The 25015-nt window shown below is 38.9% G+C and carries 26 protein-coding genes; 15 read left to right on the top strand and 11 right to left on the bottom strand.

All coding sequences use genetic code 11. The features are described from left to right. Window positions 1-258: 258 nt before the first annotated feature. Window positions 259-2001 (bottom strand): ABC1 kinase family protein, encoded by a 1743-nt coding sequence (locus JZO85_RS02220; protein WP_207106868.1) that lies wholly within the window; start codon window positions 1999-2001, stop codon window positions 259-261. A gap of 173 nt (window positions 2002-2174) precedes the next feature. Then, complete coding sequence (locus tag JZO85_RS02215; protein WP_207106867.1) at window positions 2175-2636, bottom strand: DUF441 domain-containing protein; 462 nt, start codon at window positions 2634-2636, stop codon at window positions 2175-2177. A 148-nt stretch (window positions 2637-2784) separates the two neighbouring features. Here JZO85_RS02215 and JZO85_RS02210 point away from each other — a divergent pair, with 148 nt between their 5' ends. The 3 genes from JZO85_RS02210 (at window position 2785) to JZO85_RS02200 (ending at window position 5180) form a co-directional block, all read left to right on the top strand. Next, the gene (locus JZO85_RS02210; protein WP_207106866.1) at window positions 2785-3735 is read left to right on the top strand and encodes an aromatic acid exporter family protein; all 951 of its coding nucleotides are present in this window, start codon (window positions 2785-2787) and stop codon (window positions 3733-3735) included. Between the two features lie 85 nt (window positions 3736-3820). Then, complete coding sequence (locus tag JZO85_RS02205) at window positions 3821-4636, top strand: DUF4097 family beta strand repeat-containing protein (RefSeq protein WP_207106865.1); 816 nt, start codon at window positions 3821-3823, stop codon at window positions 4634-4636. Window positions 4637-4664: 28 nt separating this feature from the next. Continuing rightward, a complete protein-coding gene (locus JZO85_RS02200; protein WP_207106864.1) occupies window positions 4665-5180 on the top strand; it encodes a VanZ family protein in 516 nt (171 codons plus the stop codon). A 37-nt stretch (window positions 5181-5217) separates the two neighbouring features. On the opposite strand, the gene JZO85_RS02195 is transcribed toward JZO85_RS02200, so the two are convergent. After that, the gene (locus JZO85_RS02195) at window positions 5218-5907 is read right to left on the bottom strand and encodes a YoaK family protein (protein WP_207106863.1); all 690 of its coding nucleotides are present in this window, start codon (window positions 5905-5907) and stop codon (window positions 5218-5220) included. A 409-nt stretch (window positions 5908-6316) separates the two neighbouring features. Between JZO85_RS02195 and JZO85_RS02190 the strand changes: the two genes are divergently transcribed. Further along, complete coding sequence (locus JZO85_RS02190) at window positions 6317-7072, top strand: AzlC family ABC transporter permease (protein ID WP_207106862.1); 756 nt, start codon at window positions 6317-6319, stop codon at window positions 7070-7072. Further along, window positions 7065-7382 carry an AzlD domain-containing protein gene (locus tag JZO85_RS02185; protein WP_207106861.1) on the top strand — a complete coding sequence of 106 codons (318 nt, stop codon included), beginning with the start codon at window positions 7065-7067 and terminating at the stop codon, window positions 7380-7382. Before JZO85_RS02190 ends, JZO85_RS02185 begins: the two co-directional genes overlap by 8 nt. A 124-nt stretch (window positions 7383-7506) precedes the next feature. On the opposite strand, the gene JZO85_RS02180 is transcribed toward JZO85_RS02185, so the two are convergent. The 3 genes from JZO85_RS02180 to JZO85_RS02170 all read right to left on the bottom strand — a co-directional run bounded on the left by JZO85_RS02180 (window position 7507) and on the right by JZO85_RS02170 (window position 9622). Beyond that, complete coding sequence (locus JZO85_RS02180) at window positions 7507-7815, bottom strand: hypothetical protein (protein ID WP_207106860.1); 309 nt, start codon at window positions 7813-7815, stop codon at window positions 7507-7509. An 86-nt stretch (window positions 7816-7901) separates the two neighbouring features. After that, on the bottom strand, window positions 7902-8951 hold the full coding sequence (locus JZO85_RS02175) for a sensor histidine kinase (protein WP_207106859.1): 1050 nt from the start codon (window positions 8949-8951) through the stop codon (window positions 7902-7904). Next, window positions 8948-9622, bottom strand: a complete 675-nt coding sequence (locus JZO85_RS02170) for a response regulator transcription factor (RefSeq protein WP_207106858.1) — start codon at window positions 9620-9622, stop codon at window positions 8948-8950. The genes JZO85_RS02175 and JZO85_RS02170 overlap by 4 nt, the downstream gene beginning before the upstream one ends. Before the next feature lie 130 nt (window positions 9623-9752). Here JZO85_RS02170 and JZO85_RS02165 point away from each other — a divergent pair, with 130 nt between their 5' ends. Further along, window positions 9753-12101 carry an ABC transporter ATP-binding protein/permease gene (locus tag JZO85_RS02165; RefSeq protein WP_207106857.1) on the top strand — a complete coding sequence of 783 codons (2349 nt, stop codon included), beginning with the start codon at window positions 9753-9755 and terminating at the stop codon, window positions 12099-12101. Window positions 12102-12147: 46 nt separating this feature from the next. On the opposite strand, the gene JZO85_RS02160 is transcribed toward JZO85_RS02165, so the two are convergent. Next, window positions 12148-13341 (bottom strand): YdcF family protein, encoded by a 1194-nt coding sequence (locus tag JZO85_RS02160; protein WP_207106856.1) that lies wholly within the window; start codon window positions 13339-13341, stop codon window positions 12148-12150. Between the two features lie 188 nt (window positions 13342-13529). Between JZO85_RS02160 and JZO85_RS02155 the strand changes: the two genes are divergently transcribed. Continuing rightward, window positions 13530-14015, top strand: a complete 486-nt coding sequence (locus JZO85_RS02155; RefSeq protein WP_207106855.1) for a GyrI-like domain-containing protein — start codon at window positions 13530-13532, stop codon at window positions 14013-14015. An 85-nt stretch (window positions 14016-14100) separates the two neighbouring features. Here the strand turns inward: JZO85_RS02155 and JZO85_RS02150 are convergent, their stop codons facing one another. From JZO85_RS02150 to JZO85_RS02135, 4 genes are all read right to left on the bottom strand, one after another. Further along, entirely contained in the window at window positions 14101-15393 is a 1293-nt protein-coding gene (locus JZO85_RS02150) for a serine hydrolase (RefSeq protein ID WP_207106854.1), read from the bottom strand. A 143-nt stretch (window positions 15394-15536) separates the two neighbouring features. Beyond that, a complete protein-coding gene (locus JZO85_RS02145) occupies window positions 15537-16331 on the bottom strand; it encodes a TPM domain-containing protein (protein WP_207106853.1) in 795 nt (264 codons plus the stop codon). Further along, window positions 16328-17395: a TFIIB-type zinc ribbon-containing protein gene (locus tag JZO85_RS02140; protein WP_207106852.1), complete on the bottom strand. Its 1068-nt coding sequence runs from the start codon at window positions 17393-17395 to the stop codon at window positions 16328-16330. Before JZO85_RS02140 ends, JZO85_RS02145 begins: the two co-directional genes overlap by 4 nt. A 126-nt stretch (window positions 17396-17521) precedes the next feature. Then, complete coding sequence (locus tag JZO85_RS02135; RefSeq protein ID WP_207106851.1) at window positions 17522-18757, bottom strand: SPFH domain-containing protein; 1236 nt, start codon at window positions 18755-18757, stop codon at window positions 17522-17524. A gap of 182 nt (window positions 18758-18939) precedes the next feature. On the opposite strand from JZO85_RS02135, the gene dnaX reads away from it, so the two are divergent. The 8 genes from dnaX (at window position 18940) to JZO85_RS02095 (ending at window position 24968) form a co-directional block, all read left to right on the top strand. Beyond that, window positions 18940-20682 carry a DNA polymerase III subunit gamma/tau gene (gene dnaX / locus JZO85_RS02130; protein ID WP_207106850.1) on the top strand — a complete coding sequence of 581 codons (1743 nt, stop codon included), beginning with the start codon at window positions 18940-18942 and terminating at the stop codon, window positions 20680-20682. Window positions 20683-20699: 17 nt separating this feature from the next. After that, window positions 20700-21014, top strand: coding sequence for a YbaB/EbfC family nucleoid-associated protein (locus JZO85_RS02125; protein WP_207106849.1), 315 nt, complete (start codon window positions 20700-20702; stop codon window positions 21012-21014). 182 nt (window positions 21015-21196) lie between these two features. After that, window positions 21197-21793 (top strand): recombination mediator RecR, encoded by a 597-nt coding sequence (recR, locus tag JZO85_RS02120; protein WP_207106848.1) that lies wholly within the window; start codon window positions 21197-21199, stop codon window positions 21791-21793. Window positions 21794-21855: 62 nt separating this feature from the next. Further along, on the top strand, window positions 21856-22500 hold the full coding sequence (gene tmk, locus JZO85_RS02115; protein WP_207106847.1) for a dTMP kinase: 645 nt from the start codon (window positions 21856-21858) through the stop codon (window positions 22498-22500). A gap of 12 nt (window positions 22501-22512) precedes the next feature. Beyond that, on the top strand, window positions 22513-22842 hold the full coding sequence (locus JZO85_RS02110) for a cyclic-di-AMP receptor (RefSeq protein ID WP_207106846.1): 330 nt from the start codon (window positions 22513-22515) through the stop codon (window positions 22840-22842). A 1-nt stretch (window position 22843) separates the two neighbouring features. Next, window positions 22844-23782, top strand: a complete 939-nt coding sequence (gene holB / locus JZO85_RS02105) for a DNA polymerase III subunit delta' (protein WP_207106845.1) — start codon at window positions 22844-22846, stop codon at window positions 23780-23782. Between the two features lie 26 nt (window positions 23783-23808). Continuing rightward, window positions 23809-24621: a PSP1 domain-containing protein gene (locus tag JZO85_RS02100; RefSeq protein WP_207106844.1), complete on the top strand. Its 813-nt coding sequence runs from the start codon at window positions 23809-23811 to the stop codon at window positions 24619-24621. Further along, a complete protein-coding gene (locus JZO85_RS02095) occupies window positions 24621-24968 on the top strand; it encodes a DNA replication initiation control protein YabA (protein WP_207106930.1) in 348 nt (115 codons plus the stop codon). Before JZO85_RS02100 ends, JZO85_RS02095 begins: the two co-directional genes overlap by 1 nt. The last annotated feature ends 47 nt before the right edge of the window (window positions 24969-25015 follow it).

Genomic DNA, 25015 nt, shown 5'->3' with positions numbered 1-25015 from the left:
CCTCACTTCAATATTTTTAAATTGTTTACAGTAAAATAATAAAATGTTACCCCTTTTTTGTAAAAAAAATTGCTTATCTCTTTGCCAAAAAAACTTTTTTTATATAGGTTAAGCGAGGATAAGCCAAAGAATAATAATTTTTTCAACGATTTTTCGTTTTTTTTATTACTGAAGAAAAAAAAGAGTGAGCAGGAATTTTGTATAAAAAAATGAAGTGTGCTAAATGATGAGCACACTTCTCAGTCTGAAATAGGTTGTTTAGCGTTCTTTCCATTTGCGGTAGCGTCGATAGAGACTCTCGACAACTAAGAAAAGGATTGAAAGAGCGGCAACCGAATAGCCAAAAATTCCCAAGTCAGAAATAAATGTATCACCTTCTGATGAGGTTTGGACCAATAGCGATGAACCGATGACTAGAGCAGAAAGAATCAGTCCGATTACCAGGCGGTTGACCATTGCTTCTGCTCGTTCTAATAAATTTTTTTGATTTTTCAATTCTAGATTTAGTTTGCCTTTGCCTTTTCCGAAGGTATCTAAAGCATTCAAGGCATGGCTTGGAATTTTTGGCAGGGCCTTTAGTGTGGACAAATAATCCAAACCTGTTTCCTGCAACTCATCCTTTAGATTCAATTGCTGAAGGAAATATTTTTGTGCAAAAGGAGCAACAACTTCAAATAATGATAGGTCAGGATTCAAATCCTCGATCACTCCTTCTAAGGTACCAAATGCTTTGATAAGCATTGTTACCGAATCATCGATCTGCAGATTATTTTCGTGACAAATGACCACGACCTGCGAAAAGACTTTTTGCAGATCAATTTCTTTAACGGGTAAATTCAAATAGCGATTTAAAAATTCGTCTAGCTCGTAGGTGAATTTTTCTTCATCGAAGCTGCCGACCTGCTTGCAAATGGCATGGACCGCGTTGGTGATTCGTTGATTGTCTTTACTGTAAATAGCAATGATCACATTGCTCATCTTTGCCTGCATCTCACGACTGATCGTTCCCATCATTCCAAAATCAATGAAATTTAAACGAAAAGGGCGAAGACTTTCGTTTTTAGAATAAGTAAATTTGTAAGGCAGGCGGCCGATTTTCCCTTTATGATCTTTGGTTTTTAACTGTCGATCGTTTAAATTCTCTTCCTCACTCATTAGCTGTAATAAAATATTCCCAGGGTGGGGATCAGCATGGAAGAAGCCGTCTTCAAAAACCTCCTTCATAAAATGTTCGATCAATAATTCACTGATCGTTTTTTTCAAATCCTTGTAGGTGGTTTCTCCTTGAACGGTTGCATCGTTATCCGCATTGATTAGTTCTTTTAAATTGGTCCCGGGCATTAATTCCATCACAATAACTTTTTTGGTGGAGTATGCAGGCTCCATTCGAGGGGAACGGACTTCTTTCCAGCCATTGTTCAAGCGATAGAATTCTTCAGCCAACACTAGCTCTTTTTGAAAATCCAATTCATTTTGTAGAGATACGCGGATCTCTTTCAAGATACTTTTGAGATCGATCACTTTGCTTTCTGGCACCCAATTGGCGATCGGTATTGCTTTTTCAAATAAAGATAGATCCAATTCAATTTCAGAGGCAATTCCAGGATGCTGGACTTTAGCGACGACCTGCTGCCCATTTTTCAGACGCGCGTGATGTGCCTGCGCAATTGATGCTGAAGCAAAGGGCTGTTCATCAAAGCTTTCGAAAATTTCTGTTAAGGGGAGCTCCAATTCTTTTTCAACAAGTCGTTTAACAGATTCAAAGGAATCCGTTTTAACATCGTCCTGCAGCTTTCGCAGTTCTTTGGTAAAGGATAGCGTGAAAATATCGGTCCGAACCGACATCATCTGTCCTACCTTAATGAAGGTAGGGCCTAATTCTTCAAAGGCTTTACGGACCTCTTCAGGATTTTTTTGTTGCGTGATGTTTTTTACAACACTATAGTGGTTAATGATTTTTACGATTTGTCGTAAGCGAGTGGTCTTGGATTGTTTAGCCAATGGTGTCACCTCCTAATTAACTGGTTATGATTGAATAGCCACTTTTTCGAGATAAATCTGAGTAGACTAATTATGAAATGTAAAAAATAGTAGCTGTCATTTCTATCTTACAAGAGAATTTTACAGGATACAAACAGCCCCTTATTTCAAGTGAAAATAAGGGGCTGTTACGCTTAATGATTCGTCATGACTTGAATGACCTGCATGATGCAATAGGTGATGCCGGCAGCGATAACCGGACCGGCAGCAACACCTTTCAAGAATACGACTCCCATGATCGTACCGAAAACCAGAGCAACAGTAACTTCAGGCGATTGATTAATCAGCCCGACTCCTTTTGAGGATAGGACAGCAACAAGTATGCCGCAGATTGTCGCTACCCAGCCGAGCGGAGATTTTAAGGTATTTAGTAAATCTTTCAAAACAATATCACCAGTCGCAATCGGTACTAAAATCGTTGCCGAAATCAAAGTGACCCCCCAATTGATTCCTTGTTTATTTAAAATGGCTAAAAATTTATCTGAATGAGGGATCAATTTCAAAACCAAGATAGCTAATGTTGCGATTAATAAGCTTTGATTCTTTGCGATAAACGCGATTAATAAGATTACACCTAAAAAAAGCCAACTTTCCATGCCTACACTTCCTGTTCTAATAATAAATTATTTTTTTCTAGAAAATTCCGCTTTTTACATCGTATTTACTATACAAGAAAATTCATGAAGTTGCGACTTTTTTCCCGGGCGACTTTAGTGTAAGCTTTTATAAAGAAGGAGGATACAAATGAAGATAGGATTACGTACAGTAAAGACTGCTGTGGCTGCGCCCGTTGCTTTGCTGCTAGCCACCGGATTAAATCTAGAATCAGCTGCATCAGCTGCTATCATAACAATCCTGACGGTTACGAATACGAAACGTTCGACGGCTAAGACCGCTTTGAATCGGCTATTTTCTTTAACGCTTGCGACAGCGATTGCCGCTGTTTGTTTTTCATTGTTGGGATTTCATCCACTAGCTTTCGGGTTGTATTTATTGCTATTCATTCCGCTATCGATTCGTTTTGATCTGACAGAAGGAATCGCAGTTAGCTCGGTTTTGATTACCCATTACTTAGCTGCCAGTGAGATATCAGTGAGCCTGATTATCAATGAGTATCTATTAATGATTATTGGGGTCGGCTGTGCTTTAACTGCTAATCTATATATGCCAGACACTGAGAAAAAGATTCAAGAGGATCAAATGGTCGTCGAAGTTTCGATGAAAAAAATGTTATCTCAGATGTCTACCTATTTGAATCAGCCTGCCAAAGAAGAGCTGTTGCGGCAAGAATGTCTGTCATTACGGGACTTTGTTCGCGATGCTCAGATTCAGGCACGAGAATATGAAGAAAATCATTTCTTTTCTGGAAACAGCTACTACTTTGAATACTTTGCGATGCGTCGACTACAATTGAACGTTTTATCTGACATGCTGAAGATTTTGAATCGACTAAATGCAGAATCAGAGGATGTGCAGGAATTACGAGAGTTGTTTGAGTTTACTGCACGAACGTTGGCAGAGGAGAATGATGGCTCAGATATTTTAACTAAGATTGCTGAAACAGATCAACGCTATCAGCAAAAAAAATTACCGGAGAGCCGCGAGGCTTTTGAGGAACGGGCGATGCTCTTCCAACTTTTTCAGTTATTTCAAGATTTCATTGAGATCAAGGCGGGATTTAATCGGAATAAATAATGACAAAGAATCAGTCTTTTGTCCCATGTAAACGATTGAGAAATTCTTTATGATGAAGATAAGAAAACAGATGAGGGGTAAAAAAATGAAAAAAATAGTTATTGGGTTGATTTTAGTTGGGGCAGCAATTGTAAGCATGAGTAGTATGTTCTTCCATAATCGCATGAGTAATGAGACATTTACTACATCAAAAGCGGTTGAAAAATTGATCGTGGATGATCGTAATATGCCGATTGAAGTCGTTGGGGTATCTGGAAATAAGACACGTATCAGTTACAAGAAAAGCAGGGATATCAAATACAAAATCAAGCAGACAAGCGATAGTTTGAGCTTTGAACGTAAACGAAGTATTGGCTTTAATTTTAGCTTTTTCAATTTAGGTAAACGAGATCCCAAAGTAACCATTGAGATTCCTAAAGCTAAATTGAAGGATCTGCAGGTTGAAACGTCTAACGGTAAGCTATCAACAGAGAACCTAACTGTGAATAATCTGGATTTGGAAACAAGCAATAGCAAGATGATCATAAATAATGTTGATGCGGATACTGTCGATGCAGAGACAAGTAATGGCAAAGTTGAATTATCGCAAATGACATTTGACGACGGTTCCTTTGAAACAAGTAACAGTAAAATGGACTTACAAAATCTTGATTTTAAAGAAGGAGAGTTCCAGACTTCAAACGGCAAGATCAATTTAATGAATTTGAAGCCAGCGAAATCGCTTTCGCTTGAAACAAGCAACTCAAAGGTAAACGGAACGATTGTTGGTGATAAAGACGATTTTTCGATAGTTACTAAGACAAGCAATGCTTCAAACAATTTGGGTAATCATGATAATGGATCAAAAGAGTTAGAGGTCAAAACTAGTAATGGTGATATTGATATTGTGTTTGTTCGTTAGATAAATTTCTCGTAGGGGAGGAAACGGAATGGTCAGTAAAAAACTAAGTAAGGTGCTGCTCATTATTTACTCGTTACTGTTGATTTGGATTTTACTGTTTAAATTACCATTGTCTTTCTCAGAGGTGGCTTCAAAATTAGAGCATCCTATGCGGTCGATCAATTTGATTCCGTTTCAAGGATCGATGATTGTGAATGGGAAGATTGCACTAAATGAGATTATACTAAACGGAGTCATTTTTGCTCCATTGGGCGTCCTTTTAGGGATTTCAGCAAAAAAATGGTCATTGTTAAAGAAGCTGGGATTTATCTTTTTATTTTCACTTTTCATCGAGAGCATGCAATTTATTTTAGGCATTGGTGCGACAGATAGTACCGATCTTCTCATGAATTTTGCCGGAGGACTTTTAGGAGTTATCCTTTACCAAGGTCTGAAGCAAGTAATTTCAGAGGAAAAATTAGATAGACGACTGATTATAATTGGTACGCTAATTGGCATTTTATGTTTCGGGATGGTCTTACTGTTGATTCTTTTAAATCGTTAGCAGGACAAAGAAATACTCTTCAGCGTTTGCTGAAGAGTTATTTTTTTTGTAAAATATTCGTATTTCGTTGGAAACGCCAGACTAAAAACGTTTCGGAGAGTGCTAAATATAAGAACAATCCTGCGATAATCAAGACAGCATTGGTTTTAAGCATACGATAAGAAAAAACGGAGACAATCGCACCGGCAATGAACGCTAAGACTACTAAAAGAAAATGAACGAAACGTGTTTTTGCTCTAGGGTCTTTTGTACTCAAATAATCATAAAGGTTTGTGGCTACTCCCTTGAGGTTGCCTGTCGTGAATAAGTTTGTGTAAGCAAGGCCGTTGATCTTATCAAAGGACACCCATTGAATAGCTGCGGTAAAAGCGATTATGATCGTGATAATTGCAGGATGCGGTTGCAGAAAGCGCAGACTGATAATAAAAAATATGAAGGCTTCAAAATAAAGCAAGAACAATCGCCAAAAGTGAAGCTCTTTCTTTTTAAAGTAATCAATCAAGAACTTTGCTAAAAGTATGCCCATAAAAAAGAACAGGGTAGAAAGCAATTTTTTTCCAACCATGTTCCATTGACGTTCGTAAGCTTGAATGATTGCCAAAATCAAATTTCCAGTTTGAGCAGAAGCGAAGGCTTCGTAGCGAATATACGTATAGCTATCGATCATTCCCCCGATAAAAGTCAGCAATAAGCCTACTGAGCGATTCTCATGAAAACTATTTTCCATTTGTTATTCAACTCTTTTCGCTGACTATATTACCATATATTTTCAGGAAACTGGTAATTAGATTTCTGGCTATTTTCTAAAAAGTAGTTGTATTTCAGAATAATTCAAGCTTTGAAGGATAGGAAAAGGTGTAAACATACATGAAGTTTTCATAAGAAAACTTTAAAAGTTTCCTCTTTTTAATCGTACAAAGCAAATGATCCATCCATCTTTTTAACTATAATTCGGTTTATTGCCGAGAGCGGTCTCTTATGTAAGAAAAAATTGAAAGTAATTAAGTGTTTTACGAATAATATAGATAAAATACTGAGGAAATAAGAAGCTTGTTGAGTGCTACTTTTTTCTAAAGAATGTGTTAGAATGAAAATGCTTTTTATCCTGTGAACGTGAAGGGAATTGAGAACACACCATGCCTGTAAAAAAAAGGACACCATGGTTAGAGGCATCATATGCGGCATTGCCGCTTTGTTTGAGTTACATTCCGGTTGGTTTAGCATGCGGCATGTTGTTGCAAAAAGCGGGATTTAACATCTTATTAACTGCCTTGCTTTCGATGCTTGTTTTCTCTGGAGGCGCCCAATTTTTAGTCGTCTCGATGATAAGTGTTCATGCATCATTTGTGTCCACAATCTTAATGGTTTTTTTCTTGGAACTGCGTTATGCACTATTAGGTTCCAGTTTGTCACAGTTTTTCAAAAAAGAGAAACGCCCATTCATTGCACTGTTTTCTCAGTCGATGAATGACGAAAATTATGCAGTCAATTATTTGAAGTATTCTACCGATCCAGAATGGAACCGGAAAAAGGCTTTATACGTGAATTGGTTTTCAATGGCTTCTTGGACAACAAGTACTGTTTTGGGCACAATTTTCGGTTCTGTGATCCATGTTGATACTGAACTGGTTCATTTTGCTCTAACAGCGATGTTTATTTTTATGTTCATGATGCAGTTAAGTAACGGCCTTTTATTAGCTACTGGTTTATTATCTGGCGGCTTGGCGGTCATTTTTATGTTAGTATTCAAAAATACTTTTGGTTTGATTTTAGCGACATTACTGGCTTCGTTCATCGGCTATTTGATTGAACGGATTCGTAAGACTGCCAATACAAATAATGACGGCCCAGATCATTATGATCTGACCGGTGGGGAGGTCCACCATGAGTGATACTTCTTTGCTGTTGCTGATTCTTTGTCTTTTTGGTGCTTCCTACTTACCACGGCTTTTTCCAATGCTGTATTTTTCGCAGCGGCAGGTCCCTCAATGGTTCAGCGATTGGATGAAATACGTGCCAATCTCATTATTTGCCGCTTTGGTATTCAAAGACGTATTCATTGCTGAAAATCATTTTGATTTGATCGGTAACGTGCGGATCATTGCGATGTTTTTAGTTGCAGGAGTTGCCTATAAAACTCGTTCGATGGCAATATCCGTTATTACGGGTTTGGTTGCTGTATTTTTATTATCAATGATTTAAGAAAGCAGACTGATTTATAGTCTTTTTGAAAAAAATTCAACAAAATAAAAGCGAAGGAGCAAATGCTATCGATTATGATAGGACTTGCTCCTTCGCTTTTTACTATTCTTTATTCTTTTTTATGCTAGTTCTGATATTCAGCAATTGGTCGATAGGTCAGAACCTGCATTTTTCTATAAAACTCAGCAGGAAGATTTTTCCACGATTGCAGCAGGTTGTGGAAAAATCCTCCATCTGCGTTGATAATGTATTCATTTAATAAAAGGCCAAACGATTTTTTTGGCTGTTCTTTGAGTAGTTTTTCATAGACTTCGGTTGCTTGTTCTTGATTATCAGCGACAAAAAGCGTATTAACTTCAACATATGCACCCTCGATATTTTGCGTTTCTTCTACAAAATACACGGATTTAGTAACTTTTTGTTCCTTCACCATATGAGTCACCCTTTCTTTAAGTTACTCATATCTTACAAAAGAAATATTAACTATTGATGAATTAATTTGCCTTTTACGTCAAATAATTATGAAGTTTTTAAGCGATTTGGCAAATATATTTTAAAGTTGCTGCCTTTATTTGGCGAACTGTTGACTTTGATCGTTCCATGGTGTAGTTCAACGATTTGTTTAGCTAAAGCCAAACCTAGACCATTGCCTTTGGTTTTTCTGCTTGTATCACTTTGATAGAATTTATCAAAAATACGGCTGGCAACTTCGTTTGACATACCGATGCCCTCATCGCTGATGGTAATAATTTGTCCATCCTCTTCATTGCTTAAATGAACATGGATACTGCTGTCTTTTTGACTATATTTAATAGCATTATCCATTAAATTCAACCAAACTTGATAAAGAAATTCCTCATTCCCAAAGTAATTCGTACGAGGCAGATCCAAGTCAAGTGTCAAGTTCAGCTGTTCCCATTTTGGCTGGAGAAATAAGATCACTTGACGAATTTGTTCATCTAGTCGAAAATTTTGAAAATCCAATCCCAGTCCTTGATTTTCAAGTTTGCTCAATTTCAAAATATTATCAGTCAGATGTGTCAGCTGTTGAGTACCGTCCAGCATACGCTCCAAATAGTTTTGTCTTTCTTCCTTGGATAGTGAATCATTTTGCAATAGCTGCACATAGCCTTTAATCGTAGCAATAGGTGTTTTGAACTCATGAGAGACCGTGGAAACAAAATCATTTCTTAAGGTTTCAATACTGTTGAGCTCTTTTACCATAACATTGAAATCATGATAGAGCTCTTCAACATCTTCCATTTGCTGCTGTTCGTCAAGTTGAACTGTAAAATCGCCTTTTGAAACTTTGCTCATAGCCTGTCTTAGGTTGCCGATTGGCTGCAAAATACGTTTACCTACAAAAAATGAAAGTGCTGCTCCAATCACTAGACTTAAAAAAATGATGAAATAGAAAGGAAAAAGATGTCCTTCTCTCTCCGGTGTTAATAGCTGGTAATGATTAATCATAAAAAGCAGACCGACGAAGACGGATAATACGACGAACATCATCAAAAATGTAATTGCAGCGAAGTATATCCACAGTTGGGAAAAAAGTTTCTTTTTCATGAGTGGATGACCGCCTTATAGCCCAATCCACGAATTGTCTCGATGGAAAAGTCAGCATTTTTTTCTAACCGAGTACGAAGACGTTTAATGTGAACATCGATTGTACGCTCGTCGGTATCCGAGTCTAACCCCCAGATTTCATCCATCAATTGCTGGCGGGTAAAAATTTTATTTGGGTAGGCGAGCAATTTATATAGAAGTAAAAATTCCTTTTGCGGCAGATTCTCGGTCAGAGAAGGTGATTTGATCTGATAGGTCTCCTGATCAAGCCGGGTATTGCCAATGATCAATTCTTTTGTGTGTACGATCTGAGCTCGGCGTAATAAGGCATCGACACGCAGGAGCATTTCATTTACATCGATCGGTTTCACCATATAGTCATCTATCCCAATTGTAAATCCACGTTTTTTATCTTCAAAAGAATCCTTAGCAGTAATAAATAGGATAGGAAGATCATAATCTGCTTGACGCAGACTATCGGCCAATTCGTAGCCATCCATATCCGGCATCATAATATCGCTGATAATCAGATCAATAAATTGCGTTTCTAAAATTTTCAAGGCTTCTACACCGTTCATCGCACGAAATACTTCGAAGCGTTCGTTTTTTAGCGCTGATTGATAAAGTAATGATAAATTTTCATCATCTTCCACGATAAGTATTCGATTCATTTGCGTTGCCCTCCCTTTTACTTAATAATAGTAGCAAGTTACTGTGAACCTAACATGAATTTTTGTTCATTTTGAGTTAATAATGCCATGCTATCTTGGCAAAGTAAACTAAGAGAAAAAGGGTGACGCAATGTTAGAATTAAAAGATATAAAAAAACACTATCATGTGGGAGAGACGACTACAAAAGCTTTAGACGGTGTATCTGTTGCATTTCGTCGACAGGAGTTTGTCGCGATCCTCGGTGCCAGTGGTTCTGGGAAGACTACAATGTTGAATGTAATCGGAGGTCTGGACAACTATGACTCCGGTGATATGATCATCGATGGTAAATCAACGAAGACCTTCAGAGATGCAGATTGGGATGCTTATCGCAACAATTCAATCGGTTTTGTCTTTCAAAGCTACAATTTGATCGGCCACTTAGGTATTATCGACAATGTTGAACTTGGAATGACATTGAGCGGTGTTTCAAAGGAAGAAAAACAACAACGAGCTGAGGACGCGCTGAGACGTGTCGGGTTAGCAGATCACATGCACAAGAAACCAAACCAGTTATCTGGCGGACAGATGCAGCGGGTGGCGATTGCGCGAGCGCTGGCGAATGACCCGGATATTTTACTTTGTGATGAACCAACAGGGGCATTGGATACAGAGACCAGTGTGCAGATCATGAACCTGATTCAGGAATTGTCGAAAGAAAAATTAGTCATCATGGTCACGCACAATCCAGAGCTGGCAAATAAATATGCAGATCGGATCATCGAATTTTCTGATGGTCAAATATTGAATGACTCACATCCGCATATTGAAGGAGAAAAAGGCGAACAATTTCAATTAAAAAGAACAAAAATGAAATTTATGACGGCCTTGAAGCTCTCTTTTAATAACCTGCGAACAAAAAAAGGACGAACATTCTTAACGGCGTTTGCTTCAAGTATTGGGATCATCAGTATCGGGATCGTACTTTCTTTATCAAGCGGCTTCCAGAAGCAAATTGACAGTACTCAAGCGGAAACGATGGCAAAGTATCCCATTACGATTTCAAAAACAACTACAGATCAGACTGCCAATCGAAATCAAGCATTAGGCTCGGACAAAGCCAGCGGAGCAAGCAAGGATAATAAGAATAACATCGTTGCAAAGATTAGCGATGAAGATAAAGCGCAGCACACAAATAAAATCAATCAGGATTATGTGGATTACATCAATGATATTGATCCAAAATTAAGTAATAATATTGGTTTTACTCGTGTAGTTGGAATGAATCTTTTGCGTGATGTAGAAGGGGAAGTCAAACCTGTTAAGTTATCCAATGAAGCACCAGATAGTGGCCCTTCTATGATGAGTGCGATGTCCACCATGACAGGAATGGGCGTATCATCTTTCCCAACTCAGTTAGATAAAAATTCTGGCAACTTTTTAGAAGATAATTACAAACTATTATCCGGTGCCTATCCAAAAGCCGACACAGATGTCGTGTTGATTGTGGATGCAAATAATAGTACAAATATCAACTCATTAAAAAATCTAGGTTTTGATGTCAAAGATGGTGAAAAAATTGATTTCAGTAAAATAGTCGGTACAGAATTTAAACTGATCAACAATAATGAGTATTACACAAAAATCCCGACTGGGAATTTTATTCCAAATAATGATTACAAAGCAATGTACGATAATACCAATAACGATACATTGAAGATATCTGGGATCTTGCGAGTAAAACAATCTTCAACGATGAATCTCTTGGCACCGGGGATCGCCTACAGTAACGAGCTGACCTCGAAAATTGTTAAAGACAATGAAAATTCAGAAATCGTCAAAGCACAAAGAGACACTGATACCAATGTTATGACGAACGAAAAATTAGATGATGCGACAAAGGGGAGTACACTGGCTTACTTAGGCGGTGACAGTATTCCAAGTAGTATCATGATCTATCCAAACAACTACAAAGATAAAGAAAAAATCTTGAGCTATTTGGATGATTATAACAAAGGGAAGAAGAAAGAAGATAAAATCATCTATACAGACTTAGCCGGAACGATGACTGAATTGACTGGCGGCTTAATGGATGCGATCACCTATGTATTGGTGGCCTTTGCCGGAATTTCACTAGTGACTAGTATGATTATGATCGGAATTATTACTTATACGTCAGTAATCGAACGTACAAAAGAAATTGGTGTTCTAAAAGCCTTGGGAGCACGTAAAAAAGATATTACTCGTGTATTTGATGCAGAAACGTGCATTTTAGGTATCGCTTCAGGTACATTGGGCGTGGTTATTGCTTACTTAGCAACATTCCCAATCAATGCGATTTTGTATAATATGACTGAACTAAAGAATGTTGCGCAATTAAATCCTGTCCATGGGATCATCTTAATCGTTGTTTCAACAGTATTAACAATGATTGGTGGACACATTCCAGCAAGAATGGCAGCGAAAAAGGATGCGGCAATCGCATTACGAGCAGAATAAAAAAGAGGAATGCCAGCGAAATTCGTGGCATTCCTCTTTTTATCTGCTAGCCAACAAAAAAATAATTAATCACTGCTAGAGCTGCAAAACCTAATGCAATGAGCGCGCAGACTACTAGGTGAATGCGTTTATTCATTAAAGCTACTGCGATAAATTCTCTAAGAAAAGCATTAGGCAAGTAGTAACGCGCAGTTTTTGAACCGATTCCATCAATCTTTAAACCAACATCTTCAGCGTACATTCCGGCTCTGAAAATATGATAATTGTTAGAAGTAAAGATTGCGCGATAGCCAGAAGGTTTTTCTCGCTCCATGATTTCTTTGCTGAATCGCATATTTTCAAGAGTATTTGTTGATTGAGCCTCCATCAGGATATCTTCGGCAGGAATACCTTGCTCCAAGGCATATTCACGCATTGCCTGAGCCTCGGGAATTTTTTCATCTGGCCCCTGTCCACCTGACATCAAAAGTTGCGGTGGGGATAACGTTTCTTCACTTTGTTTACGATAAAATTGAATCGCGCGATCAATTCGCTTTGCTAACAAAGGCGTGACTCTTTCACCGCCAATTAATCCAGCACCTAGTACAATAACGTAATCCTGATTGAGTTTTGGCTGGTTAAGCTGATAAAGCAAGGAGATCGATAAGAAATTCCAAAAAACAATGAAAAAATAAAGTGCAATGGTTGTCGGAATTGATAATAGAATGACTGACCAGCTTGGTAAGATTTTTGGCCCAATCACCTGTAAGACAATTAATGCAATAATTGCAAGTCCTAAAATTAGAGTTAATAAATTTGGCAATCTGCGTGATTCATGACGCAAAACAATAAAGCTGTTGCCGATTAAAAAAATAATCGCTGCATATAAACCAAATAAAATTGTGACCAAGAACAAGACTGCCAATATACCTAAGATACCCGCACCGATCAAAGAACCGTCAGTGGCAGACACAAGTGCTACATATCCCATAAAACTAATTAAAGCAAGATTGAACAGCCAACCATTTCGTAAACGGCATTTTTCTTTAAAATAAAAATAGCAAAACAACAAAAAGAAAAACAACGGAATCAAAATATAGAATGTTTTATTTTGAATTTCCAATGTACAAAAATATAAGACTAGAAAAATAATAGACCATAATAAAAAATTACTGAATTTCTTTTGTTTAAAACGAACCAACAAAACAATCAGTACGATAAAATAGAGTGCTAAAGCAATTAAATCTCGTTGTATGTCCATCCCAACACACCTTTCTCATTAAAAATTATTCCAAATTGCAAGCTGCTTATCGTTTCGACAAACGCTTCAACAGGAACCGTGCCTAGCTCCTTGTAAGTATATCAAATAAAAGGTCAAATACGCAGGTAAGAACTATTAGTTGGTATTCATTCAGAAGATTAGTAAAATTATGAGGAGGAGGGATGTAGATGAACATCAAAGGAGTCAATCGTGTGGATATGCCGACACTATTTGTAGTTGGTAAAGAAGGAAACGGTTTGGCAGAAGAAGGACCATCATGGGTTCCGTTATTATGGGAACAGATGAACAGTCACTTTGAAGAGATAGTTGGACTTTTGGCTAGTCAAGAAATGAAAGATTTGCATTTATGGGGATTGATGAGCGATAGTGAAAATTGGCTAGCACCGTGGCAAAAAGAGGGACGCTACCTAGCAGGGGTACAGGTACCAGAAGAGGCAGAAGCACCAGAAGGTTGGGTACGATGGGAGTTACCGCCAATGAGCTACTTGACAGTCAAAGCTAGCGCAGAAAAGATTGAAGAAGCGACCAACCTGATGTTGGGAGAAATTTTCCCTTTAGAAAATGTAGAGCTTGCTGGCGCGATCCATGAGCATTATTTGCCACATTTTGCAGAGGGAGAAGTAGAATTATATTTTCCTTTCAAAGCCAAATAATAATAGAAAAAACTATAGACGGTGTCCATTTTTTTTTGGACACCGTCTATAGTCTGAAGCTTTCGACTCAAATCGAAGGTTTTTTTTATGAAAATAATCCGGTGATTTTTTGCCAAATCAATTCGAAAGTGCTAGCCTTTTGAACTTCATTTTTTGTTACAAGATCTGCAGTTGCTCCTTCATTTTTCTGAACGTAACCTAGAGTATCTTGAGTCAGCGAGACACTGACAACACCGATTTTTTCATTTTTATGAACTGGGGCAATGATCGCATTATCGTCCAGTAAAGACTGATCCAAGGTTGTTTTGATCGTTAAATCATTTGGATCCATGTCACTTCGTATCCAAAGTTTGACCGGTTTTTCCATAGCTAGAGCAACCGTTTTTTCTTTGCCTTCTGTGACTTTCAATTCCTTTTTATCCGTCGGGGTTTGCCCAGCAACTGTTACATCCTGTTGACTCCAATTGTTCAAGCAATAATCCATCAACTTACCTGTTTCTGTAAATCGAGCATTTTCGTTATTTGGCTGGTCTAGAGCATTTAAAATCACAGTAATGACACGACGACCATCCTTTTGGATCGTTCCGACAAAACAGGCACCAGCTAGATCAGTGGTTCCAGTTTTCAAACCGTCGACGCCTTCTTTATAATTTGGTCCATCAAACAGCATGACATTCCAATTTTTCATTTCATCTGGTTGGGATGAATTAGGTGCGAACGTTTTTTCTTTGATTTTTGCTGTTTCTAAAACTTCAGGGAAATCTTTGATCAAGTGCTGAGCAATAATCGCTACATCGCGGGCAGACATCAAGTTTTCGTCATTTTCCTGTGTACCCGGATACATATGATCCTTTAGATAAACATTGCTTAAACCAGAAGCATTGATGATTGTCGCGTCTTTGATATCCCATTTGTCGAGCTGTTCCCGCATTTGATTGACGAAAGTATGTTCATTGCCGGCAATTAATTCGGCTAAAGCAACCGCACAAGCATTCGCTGATTGGACAATCATGGCCTCGAAAAGATCCTTGACCGTGTATTTTTGTCCACGAACTAATGTGACATTCGACAAATCAGGAACAGTACTCAATTTTTCTGCGTACTCTGAAATCGGTACCTCTTGCTCCCAAGTAATCTTCTGCTGTTTAATTGCATCTAAAACGAGATATGCCGTTACCGTTTTAGTGATGGAAGCAATGCCTTTGGGTGTGTCGCCATCCTGGTTAAAGAAAACTTTTCCTGAGTCAGCGTCAATGGCATATCCCGCGTTTGCATTGACAGAAAAATCGTCTGCCGCTTGAGCGGTGATTCCTATGAGGCTTTGGAAAAAAAGTACTAGGACAACCAAAACAAGGGGGAATCTTTTCTTTTTATTCATTGATAGGCTCCTTTACTTCTATTAACCATAAAAGTTTAGCAAAATCATAGGGTGAATTCAAGAAAATACAAGAAAACACCAGAGTTTTTCATTAATTTTGAAAGACTCTGGTATGTGATGATAACATTTTTTATTTTATTTGTTTAAAAACTGCGTCCGCCACCGCCAAAAGTACCACCACCGCTTGAATTTGTAGTACTTCCGCCACCACCGCCACTGTTGTTATTGGAGGGTTTGGGGATTCGGCGAGTTGTGACAAAAGAATTGATCAATTGATCTTGCCGCTCAGTTAAATCCAATTGAGCATTTTGACGATAGGGGTAATGATAGTTTCCAGTTTTTAATTGATAGCGCAAACGTACGAACAAAAAGAACCCAACAGCTGCTGCCAGTGCAGCGACTAAACTGATTGCCATTTCAACAGGGGTGATTGATTTATAGTAGGTAATCTTTCCGGTTTTTTCATCTTTTCGATAAGATCCTCCAGGAACTCCTGCATCAACAAATTCTTTAGCGTTGGTTAAATAATTAAGAGTGGCTTGGTAATAATTTCCGTCTTTCATTGCAGCAGTTACATCGTCCAGAAGTTTATCTCTTCGTTTATCAGTAACATAGTCAATCATGTTTCCAGAAGTTGAAAGATAAATTTTCCGCTGATTCATATCTAATAAAAGAAGCGCACCATTGTTGTTCTTTCCGACCCGAGACATTAATTGCTCGTTGGCAAATTTTCGAGGTTTTTCTGTGTTACTGTCAGTCGTCACGATAAAGACTTCACCTTTGATTTCTTTATTGATGGCATCGGCCTGTTTTGACAAATCTGTTCTTTCTTCTGAAGATAACAGGTTTGCTTGGTCGTCCACCGTATCTGAGGCTGCAAGAACTTTCAATGGACTGAACAGTGCAAGAAAACCTAAAAGTAAAAGAAATTTCTTCATAGAAAATACCCCACAATCATAGCGATGGCCAGAACTGTCGCGAATATTCCACCAGAGAACAAACCTAAACGCTTGTTACTAATTGGCAACACACCGCTTACTTTGCCCGTCTGTCCATTCATGGCATAATAATACGTTCTATTCGATGCATCTTGATAAGTTACTAACCAAACTGGCAACAGCATATAATGATTATCTTGCTTTTCAACATCAACAGATTGATTACTTGGTGTAAATGTTGTGTAACCAGAAACTGTATCACGCAGTAGGTCCTCCGTATATTCAGTCAGCTCATGATCGATTTGTTCAGCAAGCTCCTTAATTTCAATATCGCGCTTTTCTGCTTGGAATCCTGACAGGTATTCTGTGTGAAAGTCTACTGCTTGATTAATCGGAAAAGGTTGGACACCTTCAACCATTTTTTGCTGCAAGTTTTTCTTTAAGGCATTTTTAGTCAGATGATTAATTTTTGCTTTTCCCTTGCGGAAAATCTGATAAACCTTCGTTTCAGTGTATTCAATTTCACCGACGATCCAGACTCGCAGGGAAGTTCCTTTGCCAGTCAAATTTCCTGACGTTTCTGCATCTACCACCCAATAAGGAAAATAGACACCCGTCATTTTTTCAATCTGCTGTTCGCTAAAAAAGTCCTTTGGTATGAAGTGTTTCTTCTGTGTCCATGTCAAAAAGTCGGCGATTGCCGCTTTACGATCAATTTTAAAAGGTAAAACTTTATTTGGCAGAAACGCCCCGGTCAAACGTTCCGATAAGACAACAGGGTTATGACAAAAGTAACAATAAGTGGCGGCGGTAGTGTGATCAGTAACAATTTGAGCACCGCAACTGGGACAGAGAAATAAATCCACATCGCTGGTCGTTTCATCAGTGTTGAGCATTTCAGACTGTGTTTCTGAAACAGATTCAGGATTTTTGGTCTCAAATTTTTCGATGTCTTCCACAGTAAAAATACTTAAACAATAATCACAGTGAAATTTTTGATCACTTGGATTAAAAGTCAACGGACCGCCGCAGTTGGGGCAATGATGTGTTAATACATCTGCCATTTGCAGACCTCCTATTTCAAAATAATGGGTTCATTTAAAAAAAGAAAAACAAATTTGTATCTCAACACGTACACAGCTGACGCACCGTACACTATAAACCCTGCTCAATGTGGTGCAACTGATAGTTTAGTCTAACGGCACAGCTTTAAAGGGCTTGCCGCAATGTGGACAGAATTTTGGTACACCATTGCTTAAATCGACAACTTCTCCGCACTCACTGCATTTCATTTGTATTTTTGCGGTGGCAGCCGGAGCGGGCTTTGGTTCCCCGCAGTTGCTGCAGAATTTACCAGTATTTTCTTCTCCGCATTTTGGACATGTCCATTGATCGCCAGAAGATTTTTGCTGAGCTTGTTGGTTCTGCTGGATTTGTTGATTGTTTCCTTGGGACGCCTGATTAAGGAAGTCACCATTTGCATTCATCCCCATGCCCATACCGAAGAAACCAGTGGCGGCCCCTGCATCATTTTTACCAGCAGCTTCCATACCGCGTGCAACTGAACCTTGTACATAACCTTCACGTACATTTGGATCACCTAGCATAGCTCCTTCATTTCGCATATTGATCAACTTAGTAGAGTCATCCGTATAAGAGATGCTGGCCACGGCAACCGAAACGATTTCCATGCCACGTAATTCTTTCCAGCTGTCATCTAGTACGTTAGATAAATATTTGCTTAATTCCATACTTTTTGATGGTACATAAGAAATCCGTTGGCCATCAGCAGACATTTGATTGATCGATGCTTGTAGACCAGTTAAAAACTCTTGCAGGTATTGTTCATTTATGTCACTGATATCAACCTGATCCATATTTCGAGGAATGGCATTAGCGAAAAATAGGATCGGATCAGTCACTTTGATGGAATAAGTTCCATGAGCTCGTAGAAATAGCTCTGCATTATAAAAATTATCAAAGTAATTTAATGGTGTACTGGTACCAAATTTGATTCCCTTGATCTCTTGTAGATTAATATAGAAAACTTGTTGTTTCTGAGGTGTCGCACCGCCAAACTTGAAGCGGCTGAAGGTTTCAGCTACCGCCTCTTTCAGTGATCCATTGAACATGGAAGGCGCAGAGTTGTTTTCTACTGTGTAGTAGCCTTCTTCAGCTGTATAATCAATGATTTTTCCACCATCGACAAGGAGCATCATCATGTTTGGATATACATGAATGACTGATCCATCTGTAATCACATCGCGGGTGCCTTTTTTATTGCTGCCGCGTTTGTCATCTTTTCGAACAGCCACACCTTTTGACATCACTGTGGTCTGTCCCATGTCGGCAGGTTCAATGATTTCTAGCCATTGATCTGCTAATCCGCCGCCAATACTGCTCGTTGCTGCTTTAAATAGTCCCATGAATAACCCTCCATAAAAACGTTTTTTCCATTATACCACAGGGCTTTTTTGAAATAGAAAGGATGCGGTTGAACAAATTAAAAGACATTAAACAATTCCATTGGATAATCGGTTTCTATAGTTTTTTTGTGTGAAATCACGTATAATAAAAAGCAGTGATTTTGAAAGAAAAGAGGAGAATTATGGCGTATCAAGCACTTTATCGCGTTTGGCGGTCGCAACGTTTTGATGACCTAGTCGGACAAGAAGCGATCACGAAGACGTTGAAAAATGCGATCCAACAACAGAAAACTTCCCACGCCTATTTGTTTACCGGTCCCCGCGGAACAGGGAAGACTAGTGCAGCGAAAATTTTTGCCAAAGCCATCAATTGTCCTAACAGTGTTGATGGGGAGCCCTGCAATGAATGTGAAATGTGCCGTTCGATTACTGAAGGTCGTCAAGAAGACGTGATCGAAATCGATGCTGCAAGCAATAATGGTGTGGAAGAAATCCGTTTTATCCGGGACCGCGCCAATTACGCCCCAACTGCGGCAAAATATAAGGTTTACATCATTGATGAAGTTCATATGCTTTCTACGGGTGCGTTCAACGCATTATTAAAAACGTTGGAGGAACCTAAAGAGCACGTGATCTTCGTTTTAGCGACAACCGAGCCTCACAAAATTCCAGCAACGATCATCTCGCGGACACAACGATTCGATTTTAAAAGAATCGACGTACAAGCAATTATTGGTCGGATGGCTTATATCCTTGAACAGAGTAATCAACCCTATGAAGAGCAAGCCCTATCTGTAATTGCACGTGCTGCTGAAGGCGGTATGAGAGACGCACTGAGTATTCTGGATCAAGCAATTTCTTTTAGTAATGAAACAATTACTTTAGAGGATGCTTTGGCGGTAACGGGCAGCTTAACTACTGAAATGATGGACGACTTCATCGGATCTTGTTTGAGACAAGATGTCAGCGGAGCATTAGAGATTTTAGAGAATATTCTGTCAGAGGGAAAAGAAGCCCGACGCTTAACCGAAGATTTACTATTGTATTGTCGTGATTTGCTGATTTATCAACAAGCACCAAAATTATTGGAAAATCGAGCGGCATATTTGACGGATACTTTCAAGCAGTTAGCTGAAAAGACAGCTTCAGAGCGACTTTATAGTATGATCAAGATTTTAAGTGAGACACAAAATGAGATTCGTTTTACCAATCATGCAAATGTTTATCTGGAAGTTGCAACAGTGAAGTTGGCAACACCTCAAACAGTATCTACTGTTTCAGAGAAACAGCAGATTAGTTCAGATGTGCCAGCTATGTCACATCCAACTGATCCAGCGGAATTAACAGCGTTGAAAAGTCAGCTGCAACAATTACAGAATGAGCTGCAGCAGTTGAAAAATAATCCAACAGTAGAAAAAGAAGAGCGCAAAGCGGCACCAAAGAAAACTACCAGTAGCTATCGCGTACCTACTGAGCGGGTTTATCAAGTACTGAGTGAAGCGACTAAGGATCATTTAATAAATGTGAAAAATGTTTGGGAAGATTTGCTGATGGCTTTGCCTGTTACTCAACGGGCGATGTTAAAAGCCAGTGAACCAATGGCAGCAGGTCCAGAGTTACTATTGATTGCGTTTGATTATGAGATTGTTTGTCAACGAGCAGACGGTAATGATGAGTTACGCTTGAATATGCAAAACAGTTTGAGTATGATGATCAAGGATTATACGCCAGATTTTGTTTTCATTACTCGTGAAAGTTGGCCACGATTGCGACAAGCTTTTGTGAGTCAGCACCATGACCGTCCGGTGGCAGCTGAGGCAAATGATACAGATGATGAAATCAGTTTGATACCAGAAGAAACCAATGAAGTTGTTGAACAAGCGAAAAGTCTGTTTGGTGACCTCGTGACAATTAAAGATGATTAAAGGAGCGAATAGATAAAATGATGCGCGGAATGGGAAATATGCAAGGCATGATGAAACAAATGCAGAAAATGCAAAAAGAAATGGTAAAGGCTCAAGATGAGTTAAATGCCAAGGAGTTTCTCGGAAGTTCAACTAACGATTTAGTAACAGTTACATTCACTGGTGATAAAAATATGAAGTCAATGAATATTAATCCTGAATTGATTGATCCAGAAGATCCTGAAATGCTGCAAGACATGATTGTTTTAGCGGTCAATGATGCAATTACGAAGATTACGAAAGAAACAGATCAAACAATGGGCAAATATACAAAGGGACTTCCGGGAATGTAAGCGACTTTGTTCTTAGTTAGATTAGGTACCGATTTTTACAGGTCCAGAGTTTTATGCTAATGGTTTTATCCATGTCCGGCTTAACGAATTGGTTTTATTGGTAATAAGAAAAAATAGTTTATTCTTATTTGTTTAAAGATGAAAGAATTCATTAAGCCTTTCTGGAAGAGAGGAAGGACGGAATGCAATATCCAGAACCAATTGCGAAGTTGATTGAAAGCTATATGAAGCTGCCGGGAATCGGACAGAAAACTGCTACTCGTCTAGCCTTTTTTACAATTGACATGAAAGATGAGTCAGTCAATGAGTTTGCCCGATCGTTGATCAGTGTTAAACGAGATTTGCGTTTTTGCAGTGTTTGTGGAAATATCACGGAGGAAGATCCCTGTGAGATTTGTTCTGATACGACTCGGGATCGCAGTACAATTCTTGTTGTTGAAGAGCCAAAAGATGTGATGTCAATGGAAAAAGTTCGTGAGTATCATGGTCTTTATCATGTGCTTCATGGTGTTTTATCGCCGATGGAAGGGACAGGTCCGGAGGATATCAATATTGCACCGCTGATCAAACGGTTGCATGATGATGAAATTAAGGAAGTAATCATTGCAACAAATGCTACGACAGAAGGCGAAGCTACCGCGATGTACCTATCACGTCTGATTAAGCCGGCTGGAATAAAGGTTACTCGTCTAGCGCATGGGTTATCAGTCGGAAGTGACATCGAATATGCTGATGAAATCACCTTGTTAAAAGCAGTGGAAGGACGCCGTGAATTATAAGGATTTCGCGGTGTTTTTTTTAAGAGAGAATAGAAGATCAAATTTATTTGGGGGATAAAAAAGTGAACGGATTATTTATTACGATTGAAGGACCAGACGGCGCGGGTAAAACTAGCGTGCTGAATGAGCTTTATCCAAAACTACAATTAACGGCGAAACGGTCAATCGTCAAGACAAGAGAACCTGGAGGCATCCCGATCGCTGAAAAAATTCGTCACGTGATTCTTGACCCAAGTAATGATCGAATGGATGATCGAACAGAAGCGTTACTCTATGCAGCAGCACGCCGTCAGCATTTGATCGAGAAAGTGTGGCCGGCATTAGAGGCGGATAAAATTGTTTTATGTGATCGCTTTGTCGATAGCTCCCTAGCCTATCAAGGGGCTGGCAGAGGAATTGGGATGGAAGAAGTTGCCAAAATCAATGAGTTTGCGATTGAGGGAACGACTCCTGATATCACCTTATATTTGGATGTTGATTCAGATACTGGTTTGCAACGAATTATGAAGAACCGAACCAATCAAATTGACCGTTTGGACTCAGAAGGGTTACAATTTCATCAGAGGGTCCGACACGCCTACTTAAAATTAGCGGAAGCAAATCCAGATCGGATCATAAAAATCGATGCTAGGAAACGTTTAGATGAAGTCGTAAGAGAGTGCTTTTACGAACTGTTGACGCGTTGTCCAAACTATTTCCAATCATGAGAGGTGTAAACTATGAAACTTATTTTAGCGATTGTTCAAGACAAAGATTCCAACCGTTTAGCCAATGAATTTATCGATGCCAACATTCGAGCAACGAAATTATCTTCTACTGGCGGCTTCTTGAAGGCCGGCAATAGCACATTTATTATCGGGATTGAAGATGACCGAGTGGAAGATGCCTTGGCCCTGATTAAAGAAACATGTCAGGCTCGTACGCAATACGTCACAACACCAGTGACATTAGATATTTCATTAGACGGACAAGTCCCTTATCCTGTTGAAGTTGAAGTCGGCGGTGCGACGGTATTCGTCTTGCCAGTCGAAGGCTTCCACCAGTATTAGAATGGAAGAAGTACAAAAATTGCAAACAATTCAACCCATCGTTTTTCGTCAATTACAAAATAGTTTTGAGCATGGGCGTTTGGCCCATGCTTATCTTTTTGAAGGCGATCAAGGGACAGGTAAAGCAGAATTGGCACTATGGTTTGTCAAACATTTGTTTTGCTTAGATTTACAAGAAGAAATGCCTTGCGAAAAATGCAACAATTGTCTGCGAATAACTAGTAAAGATCATCCCGATGTTGTTGAGATTGAACCTGATGGCCAGTCTATCAAGGTTGATCAGATCCGTGCTCTGCAAAGCGAATTAGCAAAGAGCGGCTTCGAATCTGCGAAGAAAGTCGTTATCATTCACCAATCTGAAAAAATGAATTTAAATTCTGCTAACAGTTTATTGAAATTTTTAGAAGAACCGCCTGCCAATTTCATGATCATTTTAGAAACTCAATCGCTAGGGAAAATATTGCCAACAATTCGCTCGCGTTGCCAGATCATTCATTTTCAAGTGTTGTCCACAGAACGCCTGCAGTCCCGTTTAGAATCAGAACAAATCCCTGCAAAAACCGCGAAACTATTAGCAAATTTAACAAATAGTTATGGAAAAGCTGTTGAAATCTCAAAAGATGAATGGTTTAATGAAGCTAGAGATGCTGTTATTCAATGGTTTAATTATCTCGAAAAAAATGATCCGCAAGCTTTTATTTACGTTCAAAAAAAAGTGGTCAAGACATTTAAGGAGAAAACGCAGCAGCAATTTGCCTTTGAAATGTTAGCGTATTTTGTTAAAGAGAAACGTAATCAAGTGATGAAACAAAATCAAACGGACCTAGAGACGTACAATTACCTGTTGGAAGAAGTTTTGTCTGCCAGTCAGAAATTAGAAGCGAACGTATCATTTCAAAATATCGCAGAACAAATAACGTTGCGCATTATCTTTGCTTAGCGTTATTTAAGAGAGTAGGGAGAACCATGGTTGAAGTTGTGGGTGTTCGTTTTCGTGACGCAGGTCATATCTATTATTATGCGCCAGGAAAAAACGAATATTTTTATAATGATAAAGTCTTGGTCGAGTCGCAGCAGGCGCACCAGATTGCGACAGTGGCAATTCCAAAAATTGAAATAGCGAAAAAGGATTTATCTGATGATTTAAAAATGATAATGCATAAGGCGTCGGATAAAGAATTAAAAAAAGTAGCACAAAATGAGGCGGATGCGGAATCGGCTTTTAAGATAGCGAAAGAAAAGATTCGTGCCCATGAATTAGAGATGAAGCTGATTCAGGTAGAGTATACTTTTGATCGAAGCAAAATGATTTTCTATTTTACCGCTGATGGACGAATTGATTTCCGCGAATTGGTCAAGGATTTAGCAGCGGTTTTTCGCACTCGGATTGAGCTGCGGCAAATCGGTGTTCGCGACGAAGCAAAAATTCTTGGAGGGATTGGTCCATGTGGCCGACCATTATGCTGTTCGACTTTTTTAGGTGATTTTATCCCTGTTTCGATTAAAATGGCCAAGGATCAAGGGCTGTCGCTGAATCCAACGAAGATTTCTGGACTCTGCGGTCGTTTGATGTGCTGTTTGAAATATGAGAATGGCGAATACGAAGCAGCGAAGAAAGAAATGCCTGACTATGGAAAAGAGATTAATACACCTGAAGGACGCGGCAAGGTGATCGGTTTAAATCTACTGAGTAAGGTAGTAAAAGTTCGGTTATTCGGTCGTGACGCTACGGTAGATTTTGATTATCAAGAACTTGTTGAAGCAGGTGATTTATCATGATGGATCGACGGTCTTTGTACGATGGCTTGAATCAATTAGAGCAGGATATGAATAAAAATCTTGAAGATTTAGTTTCGATGAAGGAGACTCTTCTTGAGCTCGTTGAGAAGAATGCCACATTAGAAATGGAAAACGAGCGTTTGCGAGAACGAATTCGTGAGATTGATGAAAAGAAATCTCCTGTTTTAGATGAACGGCAAGAATTGTCAGAATCGCGTTTGAATCTTGAAAAAATTTATGAAGATGGCTTTCATGTCTGTAATTTACTTTATGGCTCAAGACGTGAACAGGATGAGCCTTGTGCCTTTTGTTTAGATGTCATCTATCGTGAAAGTAAACAAAAATAAGTTGAAGATTGCTTCTGAAGTGGTTGCTTTCAGAATGCTTTATTCAG

Source organism: Candidatus Enterococcus murrayae (assembly GCF_017315985.1).
In the GTDB taxonomy this organism is placed as follows: Bacteria; Bacillota; Bacilli; order Lactobacillales; family Enterococcaceae; genus Enterococcus_A; species Enterococcus_A murrayae.
Note: the sequence above shows the minus strand (reverse complement) of the source record. Positions and strands in the feature narration are given on the sequence as shown.